This window comes from Streptomyces sp. NPDC047841 (assembly GCF_040704085.1).
Taxonomy (GTDB): domain Bacteria; phylum Actinomycetota; class Actinomycetes; order Streptomycetales; family Streptomycetaceae; genus Streptomyces; species Streptomyces argyrophylli.
Genome location: NZ_JBEYRP010000024.1, coordinates 73,423 through 96,456 on the forward strand (window position 1 = coordinate 73,423; position 23,034 = coordinate 96,456).

Annotated in this window: 24 protein-coding genes; 15 read left to right on the forward strand and 9 right to left on the reverse strand. The window is 73.0% G+C overall.

The window, feature by feature from the left end; genetic code table 11:
* Nucleotides 1-150 precede the first annotated feature (150 nt).
* The 5 genes from AB0947_RS32950 (at nt 151) to AB0947_RS32970 (ending at nt 4,316) form a co-directional block, all read left to right on the forward strand.
* Nucleotides 151-336: a hypothetical protein gene (locus tag AB0947_RS32950; protein ID WP_366754033.1), complete on the forward strand. Its 186-nt coding sequence runs from the start codon at nt 151-153 to the stop codon at nt 334-336.
* A 112-nt stretch (nt 337-448) separates the two neighbouring features.
* On the forward strand, nt 449-1,030 hold the full coding sequence (locus AB0947_RS32955; protein WP_366754034.1) for a MauE/DoxX family redox-associated membrane protein: 582 nt from the start codon (nt 449-451) through the stop codon (nt 1,028-1,030).
* 54 nt (nt 1,031-1,084) lie between these two features.
* A complete protein-coding gene (locus AB0947_RS32960; RefSeq protein ID WP_366754035.1) occupies nt 1,085-1,639 on the forward strand; it encodes a hypothetical protein in 555 nt (184 codons plus the stop codon).
* A 137-nt stretch (nt 1,640-1,776) separates the two neighbouring features.
* Complete coding sequence (locus AB0947_RS32965) at nt 1,777-3,642, forward strand: ABC transporter ATP-binding protein (protein ID WP_366754067.1); 1,866 nt, start codon at nt 1,777-1,779, stop codon at nt 3,640-3,642.
* Nucleotides 3,639-4,316 carry a S26 family signal peptidase gene (locus AB0947_RS32970; protein WP_366754036.1) on the forward strand — a complete coding sequence of 226 codons (678 nt, stop codon included), beginning with the start codon at nt 3,639-3,641 and terminating at the stop codon, nt 4,314-4,316. The genes AB0947_RS32965 and AB0947_RS32970 overlap by 4 nt, the downstream gene beginning before the upstream one ends.
* Here AB0947_RS32970 and AB0947_RS32975 read toward each other — a convergent pair.
* The 3 genes from AB0947_RS32975 to AB0947_RS32985 all read right to left on the reverse strand — a co-directional run bounded on the left by AB0947_RS32975 (nt 4,286) and on the right by AB0947_RS32985 (nt 7,037).
* The gene (locus AB0947_RS32975; protein ID WP_366754037.1) at nt 4,286-5,335 is read right to left on the reverse strand and encodes a hypothetical protein; all 1,050 of its coding nucleotides are present in this window, start codon (nt 5,333-5,335) and stop codon (nt 4,286-4,288) included. The two genes, AB0947_RS32970 and AB0947_RS32975, sit on opposite strands and share 31 nt — an antisense overlap.
* 132 nt (nt 5,336-5,467) lie before the next feature.
* A complete protein-coding gene (locus AB0947_RS32980) occupies nt 5,468-6,403 on the reverse strand; it encodes an NADP-dependent oxidoreductase (RefSeq protein ID WP_366754038.1) in 936 nt (311 codons plus the stop codon).
* Nucleotides 6,404-6,500: 97 nt separating this feature from the next.
* Entirely contained in the window at nt 6,501-7,037 is a 537-nt protein-coding gene (locus AB0947_RS32985) for an NAD(P)H-dependent oxidoreductase (RefSeq protein ID WP_366754068.1), read from the reverse strand.
* Between the two features lie 365 nt (nt 7,038-7,402).
* Here AB0947_RS32985 and AB0947_RS32990 point away from each other — a divergent pair, with 365 nt between their 5' ends.
* On the forward strand, nt 7,403-7,909 hold the full coding sequence (locus AB0947_RS32990; RefSeq protein ID WP_366754039.1) for a MarR family transcriptional regulator: 507 nt from the start codon (nt 7,403-7,405) through the stop codon (nt 7,907-7,909).
* 27 nt (nt 7,910-7,936) lie between these two features.
* On the opposite strand, the gene AB0947_RS32995 is transcribed toward AB0947_RS32990, so the two are convergent.
* A complete protein-coding gene (locus AB0947_RS32995) occupies nt 7,937-8,368 on the reverse strand; it encodes a helix-turn-helix domain-containing protein (RefSeq protein ID WP_366754040.1) in 432 nt (143 codons plus the stop codon).
* Entirely contained in the window at nt 8,365-8,919 is a 555-nt protein-coding gene (locus AB0947_RS33000) for a hypothetical protein (RefSeq protein WP_366754041.1), read from the reverse strand. Before AB0947_RS33000 ends, AB0947_RS32995 begins: the two co-directional genes overlap by 4 nt.
* A gap of 244 nt (nt 8,920-9,163) precedes the next feature.
* Here AB0947_RS33000 and AB0947_RS33005 point away from each other — a divergent pair, with 244 nt between their 5' ends.
* The 4 genes from AB0947_RS33005 to AB0947_RS33020 all read left to right on the forward strand — a co-directional run bounded on the left by AB0947_RS33005 (nt 9,164) and on the right by AB0947_RS33020 (nt 15,637).
* Nucleotides 9,164-9,664, forward strand: coding sequence for a cupin domain-containing protein (locus AB0947_RS33005; protein ID WP_366754042.1), 501 nt, complete (start codon nt 9,164-9,166; stop codon nt 9,662-9,664).
* 210 nt (nt 9,665-9,874) lie between these two features.
* A complete protein-coding gene (locus AB0947_RS33010; RefSeq protein ID WP_366754069.1) occupies nt 9,875-11,920 on the forward strand; it encodes an ATP-binding protein in 2,046 nt (681 codons plus the stop codon).
* 278 nt (nt 11,921-12,198) lie between these two features.
* Complete coding sequence (locus AB0947_RS33015) at nt 12,199-13,635, forward strand: MFS transporter (protein WP_366754043.1); 1,437 nt, start codon at nt 12,199-12,201, stop codon at nt 13,633-13,635.
* A 601-nt stretch (nt 13,636-14,236) separates the two neighbouring features.
* A complete protein-coding gene (locus AB0947_RS33020; protein WP_366754044.1) occupies nt 14,237-15,637 on the forward strand; it encodes an isopeptide-forming domain-containing fimbrial protein in 1,401 nt (466 codons plus the stop codon).
* 557 nt (nt 15,638-16,194) lie between these two features.
* Here the strand turns inward: AB0947_RS33020 and AB0947_RS33025 are convergent.
* Nucleotides 16,195-16,608, reverse strand: coding sequence for a DUF4345 domain-containing protein (locus tag AB0947_RS33025; protein WP_366754045.1), 414 nt, complete (start codon nt 16,606-16,608; stop codon nt 16,195-16,197).
* A gap of 91 nt (nt 16,609-16,699) precedes the next feature.
* Between AB0947_RS33025 and AB0947_RS33030 the strand changes: the two genes are divergently transcribed.
* Genes AB0947_RS33030 through AB0947_RS33040 form a run of 3 tightly spaced genes read left to right on the forward strand, consistent with a single transcriptional unit; the run spans nt 16,700 to nt 19,175 of the window.
* Nucleotides 16,700-17,311, forward strand: coding sequence for a TetR/AcrR family transcriptional regulator (locus tag AB0947_RS33030; protein WP_366754046.1), 612 nt, complete (start codon nt 16,700-16,702; stop codon nt 17,309-17,311).
* Nucleotides 17,312-17,358: 47 nt separating this feature from the next.
* On the forward strand, nt 17,359-18,405 hold the full coding sequence (locus AB0947_RS33035) for a DJ-1/PfpI family protein (RefSeq protein ID WP_366754047.1): 1,047 nt from the start codon (nt 17,359-17,361) through the stop codon (nt 18,403-18,405).
* The gene (locus AB0947_RS33040; protein WP_366754048.1) at nt 18,402-19,175 is read left to right on the forward strand and encodes a DJ-1/PfpI family protein; all 774 of its coding nucleotides are present in this window, start codon (nt 18,402-18,404) and stop codon (nt 19,173-19,175) included. The genes AB0947_RS33035 and AB0947_RS33040 overlap by 4 nt, the downstream gene beginning before the upstream one ends.
* Nucleotides 19,176-19,298: 123 nt before the next feature.
* Here the strand turns inward: AB0947_RS33040 and AB0947_RS33045 are convergent, their stop codons facing one another.
* The 3 genes from AB0947_RS33045 to AB0947_RS33055 all read right to left on the reverse strand — a co-directional run bounded on the left by AB0947_RS33045 (nt 19,299) and on the right by AB0947_RS33055 (nt 21,380).
* On the reverse strand, nt 19,299-20,057 hold the full coding sequence (locus tag AB0947_RS33045) for a DUF642 domain-containing protein (RefSeq protein ID WP_366754049.1): 759 nt from the start codon (nt 20,055-20,057) through the stop codon (nt 19,299-19,301).
* Between the two features lie 80 nt (nt 20,058-20,137).
* Nucleotides 20,138-20,710 carry a GNAT family protein gene (locus tag AB0947_RS33050; RefSeq protein WP_366754050.1) on the reverse strand — a complete coding sequence of 191 codons (573 nt, stop codon included), beginning with the start codon at nt 20,708-20,710 and terminating at the stop codon, nt 20,138-20,140.
* Nucleotides 20,711-20,900: 190 nt separating this feature from the next.
* Complete coding sequence (locus tag AB0947_RS33055; RefSeq protein WP_366754051.1) at nt 20,901-21,380, reverse strand: ATP-binding protein; 480 nt, start codon at nt 21,378-21,380, stop codon at nt 20,901-20,903.
* A 162-nt stretch (nt 21,381-21,542) separates the two neighbouring features.
* Between AB0947_RS33055 and AB0947_RS33060 the strand changes: the two genes are divergently transcribed.
* Together AB0947_RS33060 and AB0947_RS33065 are read left to right on the forward strand one after the other, a co-directional pair.
* Nucleotides 21,543-21,920 carry an STAS domain-containing protein gene (locus tag AB0947_RS33060; RefSeq protein WP_366754052.1) on the forward strand — a complete coding sequence of 126 codons (378 nt, stop codon included), beginning with the start codon at nt 21,543-21,545 and terminating at the stop codon, nt 21,918-21,920.
* 137 nt (nt 21,921-22,057) lie between these two features.
* On the forward strand, nt 22,058-22,843 hold the full coding sequence (locus AB0947_RS33065; RefSeq protein ID WP_366754053.1) for a GNAT family N-acetyltransferase: 786 nt from the start codon (nt 22,058-22,060) through the stop codon (nt 22,841-22,843).
* Nucleotides 22,844-23,034: the final 191 nt, after the last annotated feature.

Genomic DNA, 23,034 nt, shown 5'->3' on the forward strand with positions numbered 1-23,034 from the left:
GCTGGAGGGGGCGGTGCGGGCCTCCCTAGGATCCGGAGACGTCGCGAGTCCGACTCGGCGGAGGCAAACGGCCGACGGCTGCTCGCCGCTCCCGTGGAGCGGTTCGCGCGACGTACTCCCGACGCACCCCATCCCCTGAGGAGGAGAACCATGTCCAAGGTGCTGGAAACCATGGGCGGCAGGCTGCTCGGCCTGTTCGTGCCCAAGGTGGAGGCCGCCGCTTCCGCCCAGGCGTGCCAGTGCTTCAACGAGTGCTGGCAGTGCGCGCGCAGCGCGTGCTGCGTCAACACCGCCTGCGGCTCCATCAACTGCTGGCGGTCCTGTCCGTCCTGCTGATCCGGTGACGTGACCGGGGGCACCGGCGTGCGGCGCCGGGCGGAACGCCGTGCCGTCGTCCACCGGTGCCCCCGGCTCCCGGTTCCGGGCTCCAGTTCCGCAGGAGGTCCCCGTGCAATACCTGGAATTCGGCATCCGCTGCCTGATCGGCACGGTGTTCCTGGCCGCCGCCGTCGGCAAGGCGGCGAGCGGGCGTTCGTTCGCCGCGTTCACCTCGGCCCTGGGCGACCTGGGGCTGGTGCCGCTCCGGGCCGTCCGCCCGGTGGCGGTGGCCGTCGTCGCGGGCGAGGCGCTGGTCTGCCTGCTGCTCGCCGCGCCGTGGGCGCGTCTCCCGGCGCTCGGTCTGACCGTGGCGGCGGTCCTGCTCCTGGCCTTCGCGGCGGCCATCGCCTGTGCCGTGGCCCGGGGCACCCGTGCGGTGTGCCGGTGCTTCGGAGGAGCGTCCGCCGGCCCGCTCGGCGCGCGCCACATCGTACGCAACGTCCTGCTCGCCGGGCTCGCCCTGGCCGCTGCCGGAGCCGTGCCGCTCCCGGACACCGGTTCCGCGCGGCCGGCCGGGCTGCTCGTGGCGGCGCTCGGCGGGCTGCTCGTGGGCGGCTGCGTCGCCGCGCTCGACACCCTCGCCGGCCTGTTCCGGCCCATGGGCCCCGTAGGCACCACCGGGTCCCGGCGTCCCGTCCGCCCGGGACGGTGAGCCGGGTCCCGCGCCGTCCCCCACCCACCTCCGCACAGGAAACGGAGAACCACCGTGTCCATCGTCATCGCCGTTCTCGTCCTCGTCGGGCTGCTGTGCCTGCTCGATCTGGTGCTCACCGTCGGCGTCGTCAAGCGGCTGCGCGAACACACCGAACTGCTCGCCGCCCGGGGCGGCGGCCGGCTCTCCCTCGGCACCGGGGACGAGGTCGGGGAGTTCTCCGCCGTCACCGTGGACGGGGAGCGGGTGCACGACGGCATGATCCACAGTGAGACCGTCGTCGCCTTCTTCTCCCCGACCTGCGGCCCGTGCAAGGAGAAGCTCCCGAAGTTCGCCGAGTACGCCCGGAGCGTGCCGCGCGGACGCGAACAGGTCCTCGCCGCGGTGATCGCCGACAGCCCGGAGGAGGCGGAGGCCGCGGCCCCGATGCTGACCGCGCTGCGCCCGGTGGCGCGCGTACTGACCGGCCGGGACGCCGACGCCGTCGCCGAGGCGTGCAAGGTGCAGGGCTTCCCCGTCGTCCTCAAGGTCAACCGGAGCACGGACGGCCGTCTGCTGGTCATGGCCGACCAGGTCGACGTGGACCGTCCCGCCGTCGCCGCCCGCTGAGCGGCGTCGCCGTCCGCCACGCCATGACGCGCCCCGCCGTGACGCCTCCACGCCCCGCCCGGGCCACCGCCGCCGAGCCCCCCGACGACGAACGCCCGCTCCGCCTCCGGCCGTCCCATCTCCTGGACGCGGCGCGGATGGTGGCGCGAGCAGCACCCGGCGTCCTCGCGCTGTACACGGGGCCCGCGCTGGCCCTGGGGTTCTTCCCGGTGGCGGCCGCCTGGTCGCTGAAACTCGTCGTCGACCGCCTCGCCGCCGGCGCCACGGTGGGCGCCCTGCTGCTCCCCGTGGCCGTGCTGACGGCGACCGGGGTGGCGACCGGGGCGCTGCCGCACCTGGCCCACTACCTGCGCACCGAGATGGACCGCCGGGTCGGGGTGTACGCCCAGGACCGGCTGTTCCTGGCCGTCGACCGGTTCCCCGGGCTCGCCCGCTTCGAGGACCCGGTCTTCCTGGACCGGCTGCGCCTCGCCCAGCAGACGGTGGTGGCCAAACCGGTCGCCGGCCAGGCCGTCGAAGGAGCCCTGGGCGTCGTCCGGTCCGTCCTCACCGTCGTCGGCTTCCTCGGCTCCCTGTTCGTGATCAGCCCGCCGGCGACGGCGCTCGTCCTGCTCGCCGCGCTGCCCGTGCTGGCGGCCGAACTGCTGCTGTCGCGCAGGCGCGCCGCCGCCGTCTGGGAGATCGGGCCCGACGAGCGGCGCCAGTTCTTCTACATGGGCCTGCTCGCCAACGTCGAGGCGGCCAAGGAGATCCGCCTCTTCGGCACCGGCGCCTTCCTGCGCGGCCGGATGCTCGCCGGCCGGCGGAGCGCGGACGCCGCCCGCCGGACGGTCGACCGGCGGGAGGTGCGGGTGCGCGCCGGACTCGGCCTGCTGTCCGCGTCGGTGGCGGGCGCGGGGCTGCTGTGGACGGTCGCCGGCGCCCGGGCAGGCGGACTCACCCCCGGCGACGTGGCGGTCTTCCTGGCCGCCGTGGCCGGGGTCCAGACGGCCCTGACGGCGCTCGCGGGCGAGGTCGCGACCACCCACCACGCCCTGCTGCTGTTCGGGCACTACCTGGCCGTGGTGCGCGCCGGGCCCGAACTCTCCGCGCCCGCCGATCCCCGCCCGCTGCCGGAGCTGCGGCGCGGCATCGAGCTGCGCGACGTGTGGTTCCGCTACGCGCCCGACCATCCCTGGGTGCTGCGCGGTATCGACCTGTGGATCCCCGCGGGATCGTCGCTCGCCCTCGTCGGCCTCAACGGCTCGGGCAAGTCCACGCTGGTCAAGCTGTTGTGCCGGTTCTACGACCCGGTCCGGGGGAGCATCCGGTGGGACGGCGTCGACCTGCGCGACACCGACGTCGCCGAGCTGCGCCGACGCATCAGCGCGGTGTTCCAGGACTACATGGACTACGACATGACGGCTGCCGAGAGCATCGCGCAGGGCGACCTCGCCGCCCTCCGTGAACCGGAACGCCTGCGCAGGGCGGCGCGGCGGGCCGGGATCCACGAGGTGGTGACGGCGCTGCCGCACGGCTACGACACCCTGCTGTCCCGGACGTTCTTCGCCGGGGCGGACAAGCGGAACCCGGACACCGGGGTCATGCTGTCCGGGGGGCAGAACCAACGGCTCGCCCTGGCCCGGGCGTTCGTACGCGACCGCCGCGACCTGATGATCCTCGACGAGCCGTCCGCCGGGCTCGACGCGGCGGCCGAGCACGAGATCCACACCTCGCTGCGCACCCACAGGCAGGGACTCACCAGCGTCCTCATCTCGCACCGCCTGGGCGCCGTACGGGAGGCCGACATCATCGTCGTGCTCGACGGCGGACGGGTCACCGAGCGCGGCAGCCACAGCCAACTCCTGTGTGCGGCAGGGCGGTACGCGGAGCTGTACGCCCTCCAGGCAGCGGGGTACCGCCACGAGGCGGACCCGGACCCGGCCACCGGCCCCGACGCCTCCCCGCACATCGCCCGAGCGGTCCCTGTCCCCACGCACCCCGCGGAGGAGGAACCACGATGAGTCCCGGCAGCGGCCCCCGCGTCCCGGAGGTCCAGGCGTCCTGGGCGGAGACCGCCCCCGACCGGGCCCGGGTCCGCGCCCGGCGCGCACGCCGCGCCCGGACCGCTCTGCTCACCTCGGACGTGGCCCTCGGGGCGGGCACCGCCGCGCTCCTGTGGCCCGCGCACAGCCCCGGCTGGGCAGCAGGGTGCGGGGCGGCCGCCCTCCTCCTCACTGCCGGGCTCGCCCTCGCGCGGGCCGCGGAACTGCGGCTGGTGGCGGTCGTCGTCTCGGGCCGGAGCATGGAACCGGCCCACCACGACGGGGACGGCGTGCTGGTCCGTCGCGGCCGTACGCCCGGGCGCGGGGCGGTCGTGGTGGTGGAGCGTCCGCCGTACCAGGCGCCGTGGCCGGACCCGCCCGTGTCGCGGACCGCGCCCGCGCACCGGATCTACGCGCGGCAGTGGTTCATCAAACGGGTCGCGGCCGTACCGGGCGATCCCGTGCCCCGGTCCGTACTGCCCGCGCTCGGGGACATCCCGGACCGGACCGTCCCGGAGGGCATGCTGGTCCTGCTCGGGGACAACAGCGAGCAGAGCTACGACTCGCGCCACGTGGGCTACTTCCCCGCGGCACGCGTCCTGGGCGAGGTGGCCGGCCCGGGTCAGCCCGCACGCCGGATGAGGAACACCTGACGGCCCTTGCCCTCGCAGCGCTGCATCACCGCCTCCGCACCGTGGGCGGAGCTGGAACCGGCGATGCCCACACAGCCGCTTCCCTCGACCCGGAGCACGAATCCGCCCTTCCGCAGCTCGCCCGACGGCTCGATGGTGAACAGACTGCCGTCCGAGCAGACGTCCATCGGCTCCAGCAGTCCCGCGCCGTCCCCGTCGGTGAGCGCCTTCAGACAGCCCCGGCCGTAGTCGGGGTGGTACCAGACGATGTGGTACCTCCCGTCGCCGGCCGGCTCCAGCAGGGTGCTCTGCGGCGCGGCCTCGGCACAGGGGCGCTGCACCGCGACGAGCGGTGTGTACCGCCAGTCGTGGACCCGGCCGTCGGTCAGACACAGCTCCGGGTCCTCCGCGATCCTGATCGTCACCCAGCCGCCGGGCGGTGTCGGCCGGCCTCCGGCCGGTACGCCGGACGGCGGGTCGGCGGCGCGGGACTGCCGCCACGGCCCTGGAACCTGACGGAAGGCCATGACGACCCCGAGGGCGATCGTCAGCACGGCGACGGCGGCGACCGTCAGACCCCGCCGGTGCCGTCCGAGGCGCGCCCGCCGCCCGCCCGTCCCCGGTCCGGGAGGTGCGGCGCCACCGCTCCCGGTGTCCGGCGTGCCCTGGTCCCCCGGCGGCCGAGTACCGGCGCCCGCCGCGCTGGACGACGCGTCCGGCGCCTCCGCCGATGCCCTCGACGTCTCCCCCGCCGGCGCGGGGGGTCGTACCACCCGGTCCCGGGCCGCGCACCACCGCGCGACCCGCTCGCCGTCCCCGCAGGCCCGGACGAAGGCCGCGAGCAGCTCCGGCCCGGGCGGCCGGTCACGGCTCAGCATGGTGCAGACGCTGCTGCGCGGGAGTACGTCCCCCACGGCGGCGGCCCGCTCCTCGAGCCGCCGGTACGACAGCCCGGAGCGGGCCTTGAGTTCCCGCAGCAACGTCATGAAGTGGTCTACATCCTGGACGTCCTCGAGTTCACCGGTGTTGTTCCGTTCCATGGGAGAAATCGTCACGGTGGCCGCTGATCGCCCACAACGACCATGCCCGCCATTGTCGGCTTCGACGCAAAGGGGGCCTGTACGGGGCCACCGTCGGACACCGCACCACCAGGACTCGAACCGACGTCCCCGCTACGGGACGACGACGACCTTGCCGTGCACCGCGCCCTCCGCGGCCCGTGCGTGCAGGGCCGGCAGCTCGGCCAGCGGCACCCGCTCGGCGACGTCGACGCGCAGCTCGCCGCGGTCGACCAGCGACACCAGCCGCGCCAGCTGGTCGGCGTCGCTGCGGACGAACAGGTCGATGCCGCGTACGCCGCGCTCCTCGTCGCCGGGGGCGGGCATCCACACCGTGGTGTTCACGAGGACCCCGCCCGAACGGATCAGGGTGACCAGCGCGGCCAGTTCGGCCGGATCGACCGGTGCGAGGTTGAGTGCGATGTCGACGCCCTCGGTCACCGCCGTGGTCACGCCGGTCGTGGTGTGGTCGATGACGTCGTCGGCGCCGGCGGACTTGACCGCCTCGGTGCTGCGCGGGCCGGCCGTGGCGATGACGTGGGCACCGGCGTTCTTGGCGAGCTGCACGGCGTAGCCGCCGACCGCGCCGCCGGCGCCGTTGATCAGCACGCGCTGCCCGGCCGTCAGACCGCCGTGGTCGAACAGGGCCTGGTACGCGGTCAGGCCCACCAGCGGGAGCGCGGCGGCGTCGGCCAGGGGGACGCTCTTGGGGGCCGGGACCAGGACCTCGGCCGGCGCGAGGACGTACTCCGCCGCGGCTCCGGCGCCGTCCATCGGCAGGAAGCCGACGACGTCGTCACCGACCGATACGCCGTCGACGCCCTCGCCCAGCGCGTCGACCGTGCCGGCGACGTCGATGCCGGGAGTGTGCGGCAGCGCCACCGGGATGGGGCCGCGCATGAAGCCGCCGCGGATGGTGCCGTCCACGGGGTTGAACGACGTGGCGGCGACGCGGATGCGGACCTCACCGGCTCCGGGGACGGGGAGCTCCACGTCCTCGTGGCGCAGGACGCCGGGGTCGCCGTACTCGTGGAAACGCACTGCCTTCATTTCGGTTCTCACCTTCACCGCGATCCAAGTTGCTTCGAATTCGAAGTAACTGTCGAGGACGATACATCTGCTTCGAATTCGAAGCAAGTGGTGCCGGTCACCGCCGGTGCGAGCGCATCGCCGCGGCGAGTTCGGCGGCGGCCCGGCCGATGCTCGTGTGCAGCCGCCCGGACTCGCGTCGCGTCGTGGCCTGCCGGTCGGCGGGACCGGCGACGACGACCGTGGGCACCGGGTGGGCGCGCACGCCGGCCAGGCGCCCGCGCATGACCTGCGTGCGGCCGGGTGGCTGCCGGCCGGAGCCGCTGTCGAGCGCCAGGAGCACCGGCATGCCGGAGAGGACTCCGTCCCCGAGGACGGCGAAGAACGAATCGAACACCTCGCTCGGGGACGCGGCGAGCACCGGTGTCGCCACCACCAGCCCGTCGGCCGCCACGACCGCCGCGATCGCCTCCCGCAGGTCCAGGCCGGCGCGGCCCTGGGCGCCCTGCTGGGCGAGGTCGGCCGTGAGCCGGTGCAGCTCCAGCACCTCCACCTCGGCGCGCGCACCGCCGGCCGCCGGTGACCGGCACACGGCCTCCGCGACCCGGTCCGCGAGCAGGCGGGTCGGACGCGCGTGGCCGGCGCCGGCGCTCACGACGGCCAAGGACACCGGACTCCACCCGCCGGTGCTCATCCCGGCACCGTCCCGGAGCCCTCCGGGCGTGGCTCACGAGGGTGACGGCCCGCGGGGCGGAACACCCTCTCCAGCCCTCGGGGAGCCGGGACGTGCTGCTGGTCCGCACGCCGCGCGAGGCGGGGGATGCTCATGGCGGTCCTCGGGATCCGTGGGCGGCGGCGCCGTCCTCCTCCGCCCAACCCTGCGCCGCACCCCTGCCCGGTCTCCCTGTCCGGTGGTGCTCAGCCGGGCCCGGCACTGCCCACGCGGCGCGCTCGCCGGGTCACGGCACCGGGCCGACGAGACCCCGCGTCCGCCCGGTCCAGCCGCAGTAGACTCCGGTCATGCCCGATCCATCGCCGTCACTCGACCCCGTGCAGCTCGGCGCCTACTTCGACCTCGTCGAAGTGACCAGCCTGCTCAAGCACGCGGTCGAGCAGCAACTGCGCGAGAGCGGCGACATCAGCTACGTGCAGTTCCAGCTGCTGGCCCGCCTCGGTGACTCGCCGACGGGCAGCCACCGCATGACCGACCTGGCCGACGGCGTCGTCTACAGCCGCAGCGGCCTGACGTACCAGGTGGGTCTGCTCGAGAAGGAGGGCCTGGTCGTCCGCGCTCCCTCGCCGGACGACGAGCGGAGCATCACCGTCACCCTCACCGACGCCGGACGTGAGCTGCTCGCGAAGGTGCTGCCGGGTCACGTCGAGGTGGTCGGCGGCCTGTTGTTCGAGCCGCTTTCGCGCGACGACGTGAAGGCCCTCGCCGCTCTGCTGGCGCCGGTGCGCGACCACATGCGCTCGACGCCGCCCCGCTCGGCCACGCCTCGCCGCCGCCGCAGAGACGGAGCGTGAGGACTCGGCAGGTCCCGCAGCCCCTCGTCAGGCCGGCCGGCGTGCGAACTGCGCCGGTGTCGTCCGGTACTGCTTCTTGAAGGCGCGGATGAAGTGGCTGCTGTCGGTGAAGTGCCAGCGCGCGGCGGCCTCGGACACGGTGAGGCGTGATCCGGGGACGGTGAGTGCCGCGGCCGCTTCCTCCAGGCGCCGGCGGCGTATGTAGGCGCTGAACGACTCGTCCAGACCGGCGAAGGCCCGTTGCAGGGTGCGGAGGGAGACGTGCAGGTGCGCGGCGACGGTGGCCGGAGACAGGCCGGCGTCGGCGAGGCGGGCGTCGGCCAGGTCCTTGGCCGCCTGGGCCAGCGCCGGGGTGAAGGCGGGCTCGCGGTCGTCGAAGTGGTCCAGGACCAGCCCCTTGGCCAGTTCGAGCAAGGCGTTGCGGGACGCGTGCGCGGCCGCCGGGCCCAGGTCGCTCACGGTCCGCTGGACCATGGTGGTGTGTGCCAGGAGGACCTGCGCCGCGGGCGAGGTGGCCCGCCCGGCGCGCGGTTGGCCGGAGACCAGGGACCGCAGGGCGTCGCCGGGAAGATGAAGATGCGGCTGCCGGTCCCGGGTGTGGTGTGGAAGTGGTTCTCCCGCACGACGTGGTGCATGAAGTAGGTGCCGGCCGGGACGCGGGCCTCACCGCCCCGGTCGTGCGGGTCCCGCAGGGTCATCGCACCGCGCAGCCCGACGTACAGCCTGATGTGGTCGTGCTCGTGCGTACCGACCGCCCGGGTGCTCAGGGGTGAGGAGGCCCGGAGTTCGTTGACGGCGGTGTCCTGCAAGGTCACCGAGCGCATGGTGCCCTGGAAGCCCTCGACCGTGGAGGCGCTGAACTCCGGCAGGGGGTACAGGTCTCCCATGCGGTCGTTCCAGGTGTCGATGAACGACTCCCACGTGCGCCGGCCGGTGCCGGTGGAGCGGGCGTCGGCGGTGAACGTGCCCGCCCTGCGGCTCGGTCCGGGTAAAAGCGGTCCGCTGCTCATGTGTCCTCCGCACCGGCGAACATGTCGCCGGGATCCCATCCGGTGTCGCCACCGTACACGCCTGCTGCGCACGGGCGTTCGTACCCTTGGCTGCGATCCGACCGTCGACGATCCTCCGCCCGCGGGTTCCGCCGGCCGCGCTGCCGTCGTGCACGCCGGCGCCGCCGCGGGCGGCCTGCCCGGTGGCGAAGTCGTCGCCGCGCCGGCAACCGGTTCCGACCCGACCTCCGAGGAGACGCCCGCGATGATTCCCGATGACGATCCGTCCCGGTCGCTGACCGTGGCGCACCCGGACGACCCCGGCACGACGTACGTCTCGCTGGTGGGCAACACGTACGCCATGCTGGTCACCGGCGAGCAGACCGACGGCCGGTACTGCCTGATCGACATGCGCGTGCCCGACGGCGGCGGACCGCCCCCGCACCGGCACGACTTCGAGGAGATGTTCACGATCCTCGAGGGCGAGATCGAGTTCACCTTCCGCGGCGAGAAGCACACGGTGCGGGCCGGGTCCACGATCAACGTTCCGGCCAACGCGCCGCACCACTTCCGCAACGTCTCGGGTGCGCTGGCCCGCATGCTGTGCATGTGCACCCCCGCCGGCCAGGACGAGTACTTCCTGCGCATCGGCGACGTCGTCGCGGGCAAGGACGCGCCGCCGCCGCAGTTGTCGGAGGAGGAGCTGATGGAGCGTCGCCGCCGCGCGGCCGAACTGGCCGCGACCTACCGGAGCGAGTTCCTCTAGCCCGCGGGGCCGCCCGGGGGCCGGGTGGCCGGGGTCCTGGCCGGTCATGGACGCGGCCGTGTCCAGTGGTGTGGCCGTGGTGAGCGGTCCGGTGGCGCGGCCGCGGACAGGCCGGCTGTCAGTGCTGTCTCCGACTGTCACTGCTGCCTCCGACCGTTACGGCTGCCTCCGACTGTTACTGCTATCTCCGAGGAGCGCGGATTGGGAGCGGTGGGACTGACGGAGCGGCTGGCCGCGGCACGCGCCGGCGCGCTGGTGGGCAGGGAGCCCGAGCGGGCGGTGCTCGACCGGATGCTGTCGGACGCGGCGGACGCTCCGCCCGTGGCCTATCTGCATGGTCCCGGCGGCATCGGCAAGTCCTCGCTGCTGCGCTACGCCGCGCGGCAGGCCGAGCTCGGCGGCCGCCGCGTGGTGCACGTGGACGGCCGGTTCCTCGACGCCGATCCGCGCCGGCTGGAGGAGGCCGCGGCCCCGGCGTGCGCCGAACCCGGCGCGGTGCTGCTCATCGACACCTTCGAGCAGTGCCAGTCCCTCGAGGCGTGGCTGCGCGAGACGTTCCTGCGGCGGCTCGCCGACCGCGCGATCGTGATCCTGGCCGGCCGGGTCGCCCCCGACGTCGAATGGTCGCTGGACCCCGGATGGGCGCGGCTCTTCACGGCGCTGGCCGTACGGCCGCTGGACGCCGCCGAGTCCGACGCCCTGCTGGCCGCGCGGGGGGTGCCCGCCGAGCAGCGCGGTCCCTTCGTCGCCTTCGCGGGAGGCAGCCCCCTCGCCCTCTCGCTGGCCGCCTCCGTGCCCGCCGCGGCGCCGGGCGCACCGTGGGAGCCGACCGGTGACGTGCTGACGACGCTGGTGGAGCGGCTCGTGGGCGACCTGCCCAGCGCCGTCCACCGGCGCGCCCTCGAAGTCGTCGTACAGGCCTACGTCACCCGCGAGCCCCTGCTGCGCGCGGTGCTGGGCGAGGAGGACGCCGGCACGGCGTTCTCCTGGTTGCGTCAGTTGCCCTACATCGAGGCCACGCCCGAAGGGCTGCACCCGCACGACGCGGTACGGGCCGCCCTCGGGGCCGACCTGCGCTGGCGGGACCCCGAGCGCTACGACGACGTCCGCGTCCGCGTCTCCCTCGCGGGTCTGCGGGCCGTACGCGACGCCGCCGAGGACGACGCGCTGCTGCGGGTCGCGGAGTGGATGTTCCTCTTCCGCAATCGGGGAGGTCCGGACGAGCTGTACAACTACCGGTCGCACCCGCACATCGAGGACACCCCGCTCCGGCCCGAGGACGTGCCCGGCGTGCTGCGTATGGCCGAGGAGGCGGAGGGCCCGGCATCGGCGGCGGCGGTCGCGTACTGGGTGCGCCGCCGGCCGGAGGCGTTCCGTGTCCACCGCTACGCGGGCTCCCGCGCGCCGGTGGCGTTCATGGCCGTCCTGCGGCTGGACGCGCCACTGGCCGAGGACCGTGCCGCGGACCCGGTGATCGCGGCGGTCTGGGACCTGGTGGAGGCGACGGCCCCCCTCGGGCCGGGCGAGCATCTGGGCATCCGGCGCTTCGCGGTGCAACCCGGCGGGCACCAGCGGCCCTCACCCCTGATGGAGCTGATCAGCCGGCGCGCCATCGGCGAGGAGATGAGGACCCACGGACGCGCGGTGACCTTCACCGTCTTCGAAGACGCCGGCCGTTGGGGGCGCTACCTCGCCGGGGCCGGGATGCCGGAACTCGCGGCCGTGGACGTCGGCGGGCGGCGGCAGCACGTCTTCGGCCGGGACTGGAGACGGCAGACGGTGGACCAGTGGGTGCGGCACCGGGCCCGCGCCGCGGTCACGCCCGTGGCGACCTGGCCCGCGACCGCCGCCACGAGTGGCCCGGACAGCCGGTTGCCGCGCGCGGCGTTCGCGGAAGGCGTGCTGGAGGCGCTGCGCACCTGGCACACCCCCCGCGCATTCGCCACCAGCGTCCTGCTGCACTCGCCTCTCGTGCCGCCCGGCTCCTCGGACCCGGCCGGGGACCTGCGCGGCGCCATCATCACCGCCCTCGACGCGATACAGACCGACCCGGCGGGCGTCAAGGCCCACGAGGCCCTCACCGCCGCCTACATCACGGCCTCCCGCACCCACAGGGCCGCCGCCCGACGACTCGGGGTGCCCTACGGCACCTACCGGCGCCACCTCGCCCTGGGCAAGGACCGCCTCGTCGACCAACTGCTGCGACAACCGGCTCCCGTCACCCCGGCCGGAAGAGGGCGTTCGCTCACTGAGTGAGCAGGCGGTACGGGTGGTGCGGATCGCGGGGGCGGGCGGTGACGACAGTCGTCCTCGGCGGTGTTCGGGAAGTCGATCCCAATGAAGCTCAGGAGCAGCGCGTACGCCCCGGGCGCCGCCCTGCCTGGCCAACACCTCGTCCACCGTGGTCCGTTCGTCCTCGCGGGAGCGGTGGGCCACCATCCGATCGCCGGTCGACACCTCCCTCCTGATACCCCCCAGGGGTATGTTAAAGTACCCCTCCAAGGTACCCCCAGGGGGTATGAGAGGAGTGTGTCATGTCAACTGCTCATCCACGACGCTGGTGGGCGCTGGTCGTGCTCGCCGTGGCACAGTTCATGGTCATCATGGACACGTCGATCATCGGGGTGGCGCTCCCCGAGATGCAGAAGGATCTCGGCTTCTCGCAGGGCGAGCTCCAGTGGGTCTTCAACGCGTACGTGATCGCCTTCGGCGGACTGCTGCTGCTCGGCGGGCGGCTTTCCGACCTGCTGGGCGCCCGGAAGATCTTCGCCACCGGCTGGGTGGTGCTGATCGCCGGGTCGGTCGTCGCAGCCGCCGCGCAGACCGCGTGGGCCGAGGTGGCCGGCCGGGCGGTGCAGGGCGTCGGCGGCGCGCTGATCGCACCCTCGGCCATGACCCTGCTGATGATGCTCTTCATGCACGATCCGAAGGAACTCGGCAAGGCCATGGCGCTGTACGGCGCGGCAGCGCCCGCCGGCGGTACGGCCGGCGTGTTCCTCGGCGGGGTGTTCACCGAGTGGCTGAGCTGGCCGTGGGTGTTCATCATCTACATCCCCATCGGCGTCGCCACCCTCGCGGCCGCCAAGCTGCTGCCTGCCGTCGGCGGCCGGCGCGGCTCCGTGGACCTGCTCGGTGCCGTCGCGGTCACCGCGGGTCTGGCGCTCGTCGTCTTCGCCGTCGTCCGTGCCCCGGAGAGCGGCTGGACCTCCACCGGCACCGTGCTGCGACTGGGCGGGGCCGCCGCGCTGCTCGTGCTGTTCTTCGTGATCCAGAAGTCGGTGCGCGAGCCGCTGATGCCGCTCGGCATCTGGCGTGTGCCGCGGCTGGGTTCGGCGAACCTCGCGATGACCCTGCTGGGTGCCGCGTGGATCCCGATGTGGTACTTCCTGAACCTGTACCTGCAGCAGGTGCTCGGCTACGGGGCCTTCGCCTCCGGCGCCGCGCTGCTGCCGATGACCGTCCTGCTGATGATCTTCATGACGGCGATCACGGCGAAGCTTCTGGCGAAGCTCGGAGCCAAGCCGCTCATCGGTGGCGGGCTGCTGGTCCTCGCCGCCGGGCTGCTGTGGCTGTCTGCCGTGGAGCCGACCGGCACCTTCGCGGTCGATGTCCTGCCCGCCTCACTGGTCGCGGCCCTCGGCATGTCGCTGGCCTACATCCCGGCGATGATGGCCGCGATGTCCGGTGCCCCGCGGGAGCAGGCGGGCCTGGCGTCCGGCATCGTCAACACGACCTACCAGGTGGGGTCGGCCCTGGGGCTCGCGGCGCTGACCGCGGTGGCCACCTCGCAGGGCGCCGGACAACCGGGCGACCCGTCGGCACTCACGGACGGTTTCGGTGCCGCCTTCGTCTGGGCCGCCGCGATCGCCGCGGTGGGCGGCCTGATCACCCTGCTGGTGATGCGGGGCGAGAAGCCTGCGACCGGTTCCGACGCCGATCCGGTCGCGCGGGACGAGCAGGTCCGCGCATAGCTTCTCGGCCGGTCCGCAGACCACGCGACGCGCGAAGCGAGGTCTGTGGGCCACTGGCGCCGCCGAGCGCCCCAGCCAGTTCGACGGCCCGGAAGCCACTCGGCCGAGGCCCTGCGGCGTAGACGCCGATGAGAATCGGCGCGTCACCCAGCGTTTCATGGATGTCGCCGTCGACAAGCGGCACCGGCCGCTCCGGCCGAGGTCAGTCCGAGGGAAGGCCCCACACCAACGCCGGCCGGCCTGGCGACCACGCCGGCTTCCCAGCGTCAACTTGCCGGCGGCCGATTCACCCTGAGCACGGGCGAGCGTCAGCGGTACGACGGGGGCTTTCGGTCATGACGGGATGGGCGGGAGAGAGCTGGGAGCCGGTGTGTGGCGGGAGTGGCCTGCCGGCCCGTTTCTGGGGTGACGACGTGGCCAGGGTTGTCCGGGACCGGGTTTCGCAAACCTGCTGCGACGGGCTGACTGAACCCCACCGGTCGTCACTTTACGTACTCATCTGAGTGCTGTGCGCTACCACACGTTCCCGCTCCGCCACGGCACGCAGAGGTGCGGCCGGTCGGCGGTGCGTTCCGGCAGCACCGACCCGAGGGGAAGAACCGTGGCTGCACCTCCTGCCGCTCCGCTCCGCGTGGCCCTGGTCAACGGCAGTTTCGAACAGCCCTCCGTGACCGACTACGAGCTGCTCCCGGACGCCTCACAGACACAGGCGTCCAAGCGAGTCCCGGGCTGGCTCACCACCGCCTCCGACCACCTCATCGAGCTGTGGCACTCAGGCTTCCAGGGTGTGCCGGCAGCCGACGGCTCCCAGTTCGCCGAGCTCAACGCGAACCAGGTCTCCACGCTCTACCAGGATCTGCCCACCGCACCGGGTCAGAAGCTGTACTGGCGGCTGTACCACCGTGGCCGCGCCGGCGACGACACCATGGCGCTGGACATCGGCGTGCCGGGCTCCACGGTGGAGCAGAGGCGCTTCACCGACGGCAACACCGCCTGGGGGTACTACACCGGCACCTACACCGTCCCGGCCGGCCAGACGCTGACGCGCTTCGCCTTCCGCTCCATCTCCGCCGCCGGCGGCAACCGCGCCATCGGCAACTTCCTGGACGGCATCTTCTTCGGCACCGCGCCCCACGTGGTGCTGGACAAGACCGCGATTCCCGCAGGACCGCTGGAAGTGGGCGACGTCGTCACCTACCGCATCACCGCCAAGAACGAAGGCGGCGGCGCGGCCGAGAACCTCACCCTGACCGACAGCATCCCGCAGGGCACGACGTATCTGCCCGGCTCCCTGCGCATCGTCGACGGCCCGAACGCCGGAGCGAAGACCGACGCCCGAGGTGACGACCAGGCGTACTACGACGCCCAGGCGAAGAAGGTCGTCTTCCACCTCGGCAACGGTGCCAGCGCCGGGGACGGGGGCAGCCTGCCCAGCACCGAAACCGTGCCGGCGGGGACCACGGTGGAGTACCGGGTCACCATCGGCCGGGCCGGCGCCGGCAAGCAGATCAGCAACACCGCCACCGCCTCTTACGAGAACCGGCTCGGCGACACCCCGGAGTCCCTGACGTCCACCTCCAACGAGCAGGTCACGCAGGTCAAACCGGCTGCCGACCTGATCGTGACGAAGGCGGCGGACGCGACCACCGTCACCGTCGGCCAGACGGTCACCTACCGCATCACCGTCCACAACGCCGGCCCGAACGACGCCACCGGCGTCACCGTCACCGACCAGCTCCCCGACGGCCTCGCCTTCCTGTCCGCCGAAGGCCCCGGAAGCCACGACCCGGCCACCGGGCAGTGGGCCGTGGGCGACCTGGCCGACGGCGCCACCGCCGCCCTCGTGCTGCGGGCCAAGGCCACCAAGACCGGCCTGATCGGCAACACCGCCACCGCCACCGGCAACGAGAAGGATCCCGACACCACCAACAACGCCGACACCGTCAGCGTCTGCGTCCAGCCGGCCCCCGCCTGCTGCGACCCCTGCGCCACCCAGAAGTAGTTCCGCGGCCACTCGCCATGAGGACCACCGTCGACGACTGCTCCCGGCCCATCCCCCGCGAAGGGACGCGGCCGGGGACACGGCCCTCGGGGCCCTGCTCCTCACCGGGCCCGTAACGTCGGTGACTCGGGCCCGTACGAGCCGGGCGATGACCTGGGACGCCTCGCCGACCCTTGTACGCCGACTTCAAGCCCGAGGACGGGCCGGCCCTCACACTCCCTTCACGGTGTACGCGGGCGGGGCGGCGGACGAGTCCGGGAAGCCCTCGCGTGCCCGGTCCGACGAGGAAGGGGCCGGACACGCACACTGCGGCTCGCCGGGCCCGCTCCGATGCGGTCCGCTGCTGCGCGTACCGGCCAGGCCGTGCTTCGGTCCGGCGTCCTCCTGATCCACGGTGTGCACGTTGAGACCGTCGCGGGAACCTCTCCACCCACGGAAACGACCCCTTCGACGCCACCGGTCGATGTCACCCCTGCCTTCCTCTCGGCACCGCGTCGCGGGGGGCGGGCACGGGTCGGGCGCCGGCCCGCCTCAACCGCTCGAAACCCGGGTGCGCTTCAGCCGTTTCCCGTCTTGGCCTCCGCTGCGTAAGCCACCACTCGCTCCTCCGCGCCGGCCAGCCAGAAGAAGACGGGCGGCAGGCCGAGCTCGATGACCGCCAGCGCGAGCTGGAACCATTGCGGCCGGCCGTGCACGGCGAGTGAGAGCAGCCGACCCGCGCCGCCCAGCAGGAAGACCCCGGCCAGCCACCTCACCGGCCCGGCCGGGACCGGATGCTGCCGTGCGGCCCACAACCAGGCCAGCCCGTAGCCGGCGAAGCCCGCTCCCATGAACCGGCCCCAGCTGTCCACCGTCGCACCAGCCGAACTGGCCCCCGGAATGGCCGCGTTGCCTAACAGCACGTGGAAGACACCGATCATCACGCAAGCCCAGCCCGTCACCTGTGTGAGCGTCCGCAAGGTCCTGGCCATGGCGCCTTCTTCCCGGTTCACCGCACCTTAGTTGACATGCGTCTACTAGACTCCGTGCGCAAGTAGACACATGTCAAGTAGTCTGCGGTCCGTGCCCCGCCGTCAACGTCTCAGCCCCGCCGACCGCCGCGCTCAGCTCCTCGCGACCGGCGCGCAGCTCTTCGCCGCTCACCCTTACGACGACGTGCTGATGGAGGACGTCGCCAGAGCGGCCGGCGTCTCCCGAGCCCTGCTCTACCGGCACTTCCCCAGCAAACACGCCCTCTTCGCGGCCGTGTACCAGCAGGCGGCGGACCGACTGCTCGCGGAGACCCGGCTGGACCCGGGCGACTCCCTGGTGGCACAGCTCGTCCAGGGCATGGACGTCCACCTCGACTACTTCACGGCCAACCGCAACGCCGTCCTCACCGCCAACAGGGTGCTTTCGGGCGACCCCGTGATCCAGTCGATCATGACGAACGAACTGGACGCGCTGCGCACACGGTTGCTGGCCGTCCTCCCTGTCGCGGACGACGGCTCGCGCGAGGCGGTCTCCGCCGTCCTGAAGAGCTGGCTGGTCTTCGTCCAGGTCCTCTGCGTCGACTGGCTCACCCACGAGACGTGCACCCGCACCCAGCTCCGCGACCTCTGCATCGGCGCCCTGCTCGGCGCCCTGCGTTCCCTGTTCCCCGACGAGCCTGCTCTTGCCTGCCCGCCACCATGACCCCCCTCGAAGCCGTCCGGGGCCTGGGGTGCGGCAGGGAGAAGCGGATGCGACCCGAGAGGATGTCCGGAGTGCGCGTGTACCGGAACGGCGCAGAGGAGCGGCGCGTTCTCATCGTCGCCTACGACGACGCGCAGATCCTTGACATCGCCTGTCCCAGCGGCGCCCTGGACATCGCCAACCGGTACGGCGCGGAGCCGCCCTACTCCGTCGAGCTGGGCACCCCGGGCCGGCGAGCCGTCCGCAGTTCGGCGGGGCTGGTGGTGGGGGCCGGGCAGGACTTGGAGACGGTCGTGGGGACGTTGGACACCGTGATCGTCGTGGGCGGGATCGGCTGCGAGGACGCGGCGGCCGACGAGCGATTACTGCGTCAGGTGCGTCGGCTGGCAGCACGCAGCCGGCGTGTGGCCTCCGTCTGCACCGGCGCCTACGTGCTGGCCGCGGCCGGGCTGCTGGACCACAGGAGGGTGACGACCCACTGGGGATGGGCGGAGCGGCTCGCCGAGCGCCATCCCGCCGTGGCCGTGGATGCCGCTCCGCTGTACATCCGTGACGGCAACGTCTTCACCTCGGCCGGAGTGACCAGCGCGCTCGACCTGACGTTGGCGCTGATCGAGGACGATCACGGGCCGACGCTGGCCCGGACCGTGGCCCGGGAACTCGTCGCCCATCTGCACCGGCCCGCCGACCAGGCCCAGATATCGGTGTTCCTGGCCGCTCCGCCGCCCGAGGACCGGCTGGTGCGTGACCTGATGGGTCACATCACCGGCCACCTGGCCGAGGACCTCACCCCGGGGGCTCTGGCGGTCCGCGCGGGGATCAGCTCCCGGCACCTGACCCGTCTGTTCACGTCTCACCTCGGTACGACCCCCGCGCGGGCCGTGCGTACGGCGCGCACCGAGGCGGCTGCGCATCTGGTGCGTTCCAGCGGACTGCCCCTCGCGGCGATCGCCCGCCGCTGCGGGTTCGGATCGGTGGAGACGCTTCGGCAGGCGTTCCTCGACCACTACGGGGTCACCGGGGACAGGCTTCGCAGGATGACGGACATGCCACCCGCACGCGTCGCACCGGGGCGGGAGACTCCTCGTTCATGAGCCCTTCGACGACACGCAGGAACGTACTTCGCGGAACCCTGGCCACCACCGCGCTCGCGGCCACACCCACGGTCGCGGCCCGGGGCGGAGAGGCGCACGCGGCCCCGGCCGACGGCGGAGCGGGGCCGCGCATCGGCATCCTGCTCTACGACGGTTACAGCCTGCTGGACCCCACCGGCCCCGCGGAGGTCCTGTCACGTCTGCCGAACGCCACCGTGACGATGATCGCCGAGAGGCGCGGGGCGGTCCGTACGGACACGGCGGACGTGGCCGTGGTCGCCGAGCGTTCCCTCGCCGAGGTCGACGGCCTGGACGTCCTGCTCGTGCCGGGCGGCGGCAACCGCGGCACCCTCGCGGCCATGCGCAACCACGTGCTCCTGCGCTGGATCCGCGCGATGCACCGCCGCACCCGATGGACGACCTCCGTGTGCACCGGCAGTCTGGTCCTGGCCGCCGCCGGCCTGCTGGAGGGCCGGGAGGCCACGACGTACTGGGCGTCCGCCGACTATCTCCAGTCCACGTTCGACGTCACCTACCTGCCGCGGCGTTACGTACGCTCCGGCAAGATCGTCACCGCGGCCGGGGTGTCGGCGGGAGTGGACATGGCGCTGTACCTCGCCTCACTGATCACGGACGACGAAACCGCCAAGGCGATCCAGCTCGCCATCGAGTACGACCCGCAGCCGCCCTTCGACGCGGGCAACGCGTCGCACGCCGGCCCGGAACTCAGGCAGCGTGCGCTGGAGTCGCTCGCCGCCTCACAGGTGTAGGGGCCGGCCCCGGTGACGGGATGAGGCTGCCGGGAACGCCCGGCAGCCTGGCGGCCGGCCGGTGATGTCCGGGTCGGGGCTCATCGCGGTTCCGGCCCGCCACCGGGCAGCGCCGGGCCGCCGTCAGGCGGTGTTGTCGGTGGCTTCCACGTCGGTGATCAGCGGTCCGCACGCCCCGGGGGTGGTGGAGATGAACTGCAGCCGGCTGTGGCGGCCGGTGGCGGGCAGGGTGACACGCAGCAGTTGCCAGGTGGCGTAGCGGCCGGGAGCGCTGATGCTGCCCAGGCTGCGGAGGCGGGCGTTGTCGGGGTCGGCGGCGAACTGCACGTACATGCTCTCGTTGACGGTGGCGGCGTTCGCCGTGCACCAGGGATGGTGGTTGACCTTGGCGGCGAAGGTGACGGTCACCGTGGATTCCGGGGTGGTGTTCAGGGTCTGCTCGATGCCGCCGGGTCCCGCTCCGTTGAGGTCCACCGCCTGGGAGCCGCTCTCCACGACGGGCGAACCGCTTGTCTTCGACGCGACCCGGCCCAGGACATCGACGCTGCCCTGGGTGACGCGCCAGCCGGTGATGCTGTTGTCCCCGGGGCCGTAAGTCTGGTAGGCGCCCTCATCGGTCGGGTTGACGTACGGCTGGATGAACGAGGGGTTGGTGACCGCGATCCGTGCTGTGCGGCCGCCGGGGCGGCCGTGGCCACGAGGCCGGCCATGATTCCGGCGGCCGACACGGCTGTGAGCAGTTTCCGCTTGCGGGTCGAACGGCGCATGACCATGAAGTGTTCCTCCAGGCTGGTGCGGTGGGGACGAGTGACGCGATGTCGGGTAGTGACTGCTCGCGGGTGGGGGGCGGTCAAACAGCGCTCCAGCAGGCGCAGGAAGCACGGTTCACCCGCTCCGGCACTCCCGTGTACCCGCACCCCATCGCCCCCGGCAGGACCGGGGGCACCGGCATCCATGAGCGCCTAGCGGCCGGCCGTCGGCGTGTCCGTCGGGTGCCACTCGCGGCGGAGCAGCCCGAAGACCCAGGAGTCGGAGACGTCACCGTTGACGACGCAGTCCTCGCGGAGCGTGCCTTCGCGGACGAAGCCGAGCTTCTCCAGGACCCGGGCGGACGCCACGTTGCGGGTGTCGGTCTCGGCCTGGACGCGGTTCAGGTCCAGGGTGTCGAACGCCCACCGCAGCACGGCGTGTGCGGTCTCCGTGGCGTAGCCGTGGCCCCACGCGGCGGCGTCGAATACGTAGCCCAGAGATGCGCTACGGAAGTCCGGATTCCAGCTGGTCAGGCCGCACCAGCCGATGAACGCGCCGTCGGCGACGCGGTCGACGGCCACCCGCGCCCCCGTGCCCTGCTCCTCGATCGTCCGGCAGGTCGCGATGAAGCGCTGGGCGCGGGCCGGTTCGGTCCACGGCGGGGAGTCCCAGTACCGCAGCACGTGGGCGCTGCTGTGCAGCGCGTAGAGCGGCGCCGCGTCGGCGTCGGTGAACGGCCGCAGTCGCAGGCGGTCGGTGTGCAGTTCGGGGGTGGGCAATGCCATGCGGAGCATCCTGCCGCGTCACGCGCACCGCCGACCAGCCGTTTTCGCCTGCTTGCGTCGGGGACGGAGCCACAGGGCCGATCCGCCCGACGCCGGGAGGGCTCACGGCGCCGGCCCGGGTGCTGCCATGGCCGCTTCCCGGCAGTGACGCCTCTCGGACCACGTCTCTGCCGGCCGCGGCCGAGTCGCTCTACAGGGGGCGGCGCCCGCAGACGGCGCCGCCCGGGTCGTCGGCCAGGGCGATGCGGGCGGTGATGCGTTTGCCGACCGGCTCGCGCTGCGCCTCGAACCCCTGGGCGACGGCCATGACGATCTCCAGGCCGTGCTGGCCGACCCGGCCGACGTCCGCGGCCCGTGCGATCGGAAGGGTCGGGTCGGAGTCCCACACGGCGACCTCGACCGTGTCACCGGTGACGCGCAGGTCCAGCAGCGCCGGTCCGGGCGCGTACTTGTGGGCGTTGGTGACCAGTTCGCTCACCACCAACTGGGTGAGGTCCATGGCACGCTCCGAGACGGGCAGGCCGTGCCCGGCCTGGACGCCGGCAAGGAAGCGGGCGGCCAGGTGACGGGCGTGGGCGATGTCCGTGCCGTCTCCGGCCAGGGCCACGCTGGTCCGCACGACCGGCCTGTCCGGCGCCGCGCCGCCCGCCGGCACCAGGTCTGTTTTCATCACGGCCACCATTCGGTCCCCCTTCATATCTCCGCCCGTCTACCCGCGCAGCTCGGAATCACGCCGTTCTGTTTCTGTCGGATCGGCCGCCACGCAGGGGCAGCCCTCCTACCACGACCCTCGGCGCTGCGCCGAGGGTCGGAGTGTGTCAGGATCACCGGCATGTCTGAGGCGGAGATGACGGGTACGGAACACATGGGTGGGATCGGGCAGCTGTCGGTCGTGACCACTGTCACCGAGGGCATCCGCGTGCTGGCCCTGGCCGGAGAGATCGACCACCACACCGGCGACACGCTGCGCCATGCCCTGGACGCCTCCGGCACCGCCCGCCCCCGCATCGTCGTCGACATGCGCCAGGTCACCTTCATGGACTCCAGCGGCATCAACGTCTTCATCGCCGCCCACCAGGTCCTCAGCGAGGCCGGCGGCTGGCTGCGCCTGGCCGCTGTCGGCGAATCCGTCATGCGCACCCTCACCCTCGTCGGCGTCGACGCCGTCATCGACTGCCGCGCGACCCTCCGCCAAGCGCTCACCGGCTGAGCGACGACCGGTCCCCGACATCGTGGCTCCGTTGGTCCCCGAGGACAGCATGTGTCCAGGATTTCCGGTGGCAGTCGCTGACGGCATGTCGTCGGTACGTGGTTCCGGGCACGTGACCCGGTCCGTACGGTGTTCGGGTGCAGGACATTCTGATCGACGGACTCCGCGCCGCGTACGACGCCCAACTCCGTGGTGTCACCCCTCCAGGCGGCAGCGCCCGCATCGAGAAGGACGGCCCCTTGACCCGCGTCGTCGGCCGGCACCGTGGCTTGGTCACGGGCCCACGCGACCTCGCGGTGTACGGGGCGGAACTCGACGCGCTCATAGCGCGGCAGCGTGACTTCTACGCTGCCCGTGGCGAGGCGGTCGAGTGGAAGACCCGCGCCCATGACCTCCCCGCCGACCTCACCGACCGGCTCACGGCGGCCGGCTTCGTCGCCGAGGACAGCGAGACCGTGCTCATCGGGCAGTCCGCGGACCTTGCCGCCGATCCCGTCCTGCCCGACGGTGTGTCCCTCCGCCGTGTCACCTCCAGATCGGACCTCCGGCGCGTCGCCGCCATGGAGAGCAGTGTCTGGGGCGAGGACTGGAGTTGGCTCGCCGACGACCTGGCCGCCCGGATCGAGAACGCCCCGGAGAACACCGTCGTCCTCGTCGCCGAGACACGCACCGAAGTCGTCTGTGCGGCCTGGCTGGTGTTCCAGGACGGCGTCGACTTCGGTGGCCTCTGGGGCGGTTCGACGCTCAAGGCATGGCGCGGACAGGGCATCTACCGGGCCATGGTCGCCCGCCGGGCCCAGCTCGCCGCCGCCCGCGGTGTCCCCTACGTCTACGTCGACGCCTCAGCCGACAGCGCACCGATCCTCACCCGCCTCGGCCTGCACGCGGTCACCACGACGACACCGTACGTCTGGTCGCCCTGATCCCGGCCGGCCTTCGCCGGCTCCTCAGACCTCCTGAACCGCCGTTTCACGCTGCACGACCTCGTCATGGGCGCCGCACGGCGCCCCCATGCCGCCCCCGCCGGGCACCGGGCAGCGCCGGTGCCCGCCGGATACCAGCCGCCCCGCACTCGAAGCGGGCGGCATGGCGGGGAGGGCGCGGAAGCCTCGCG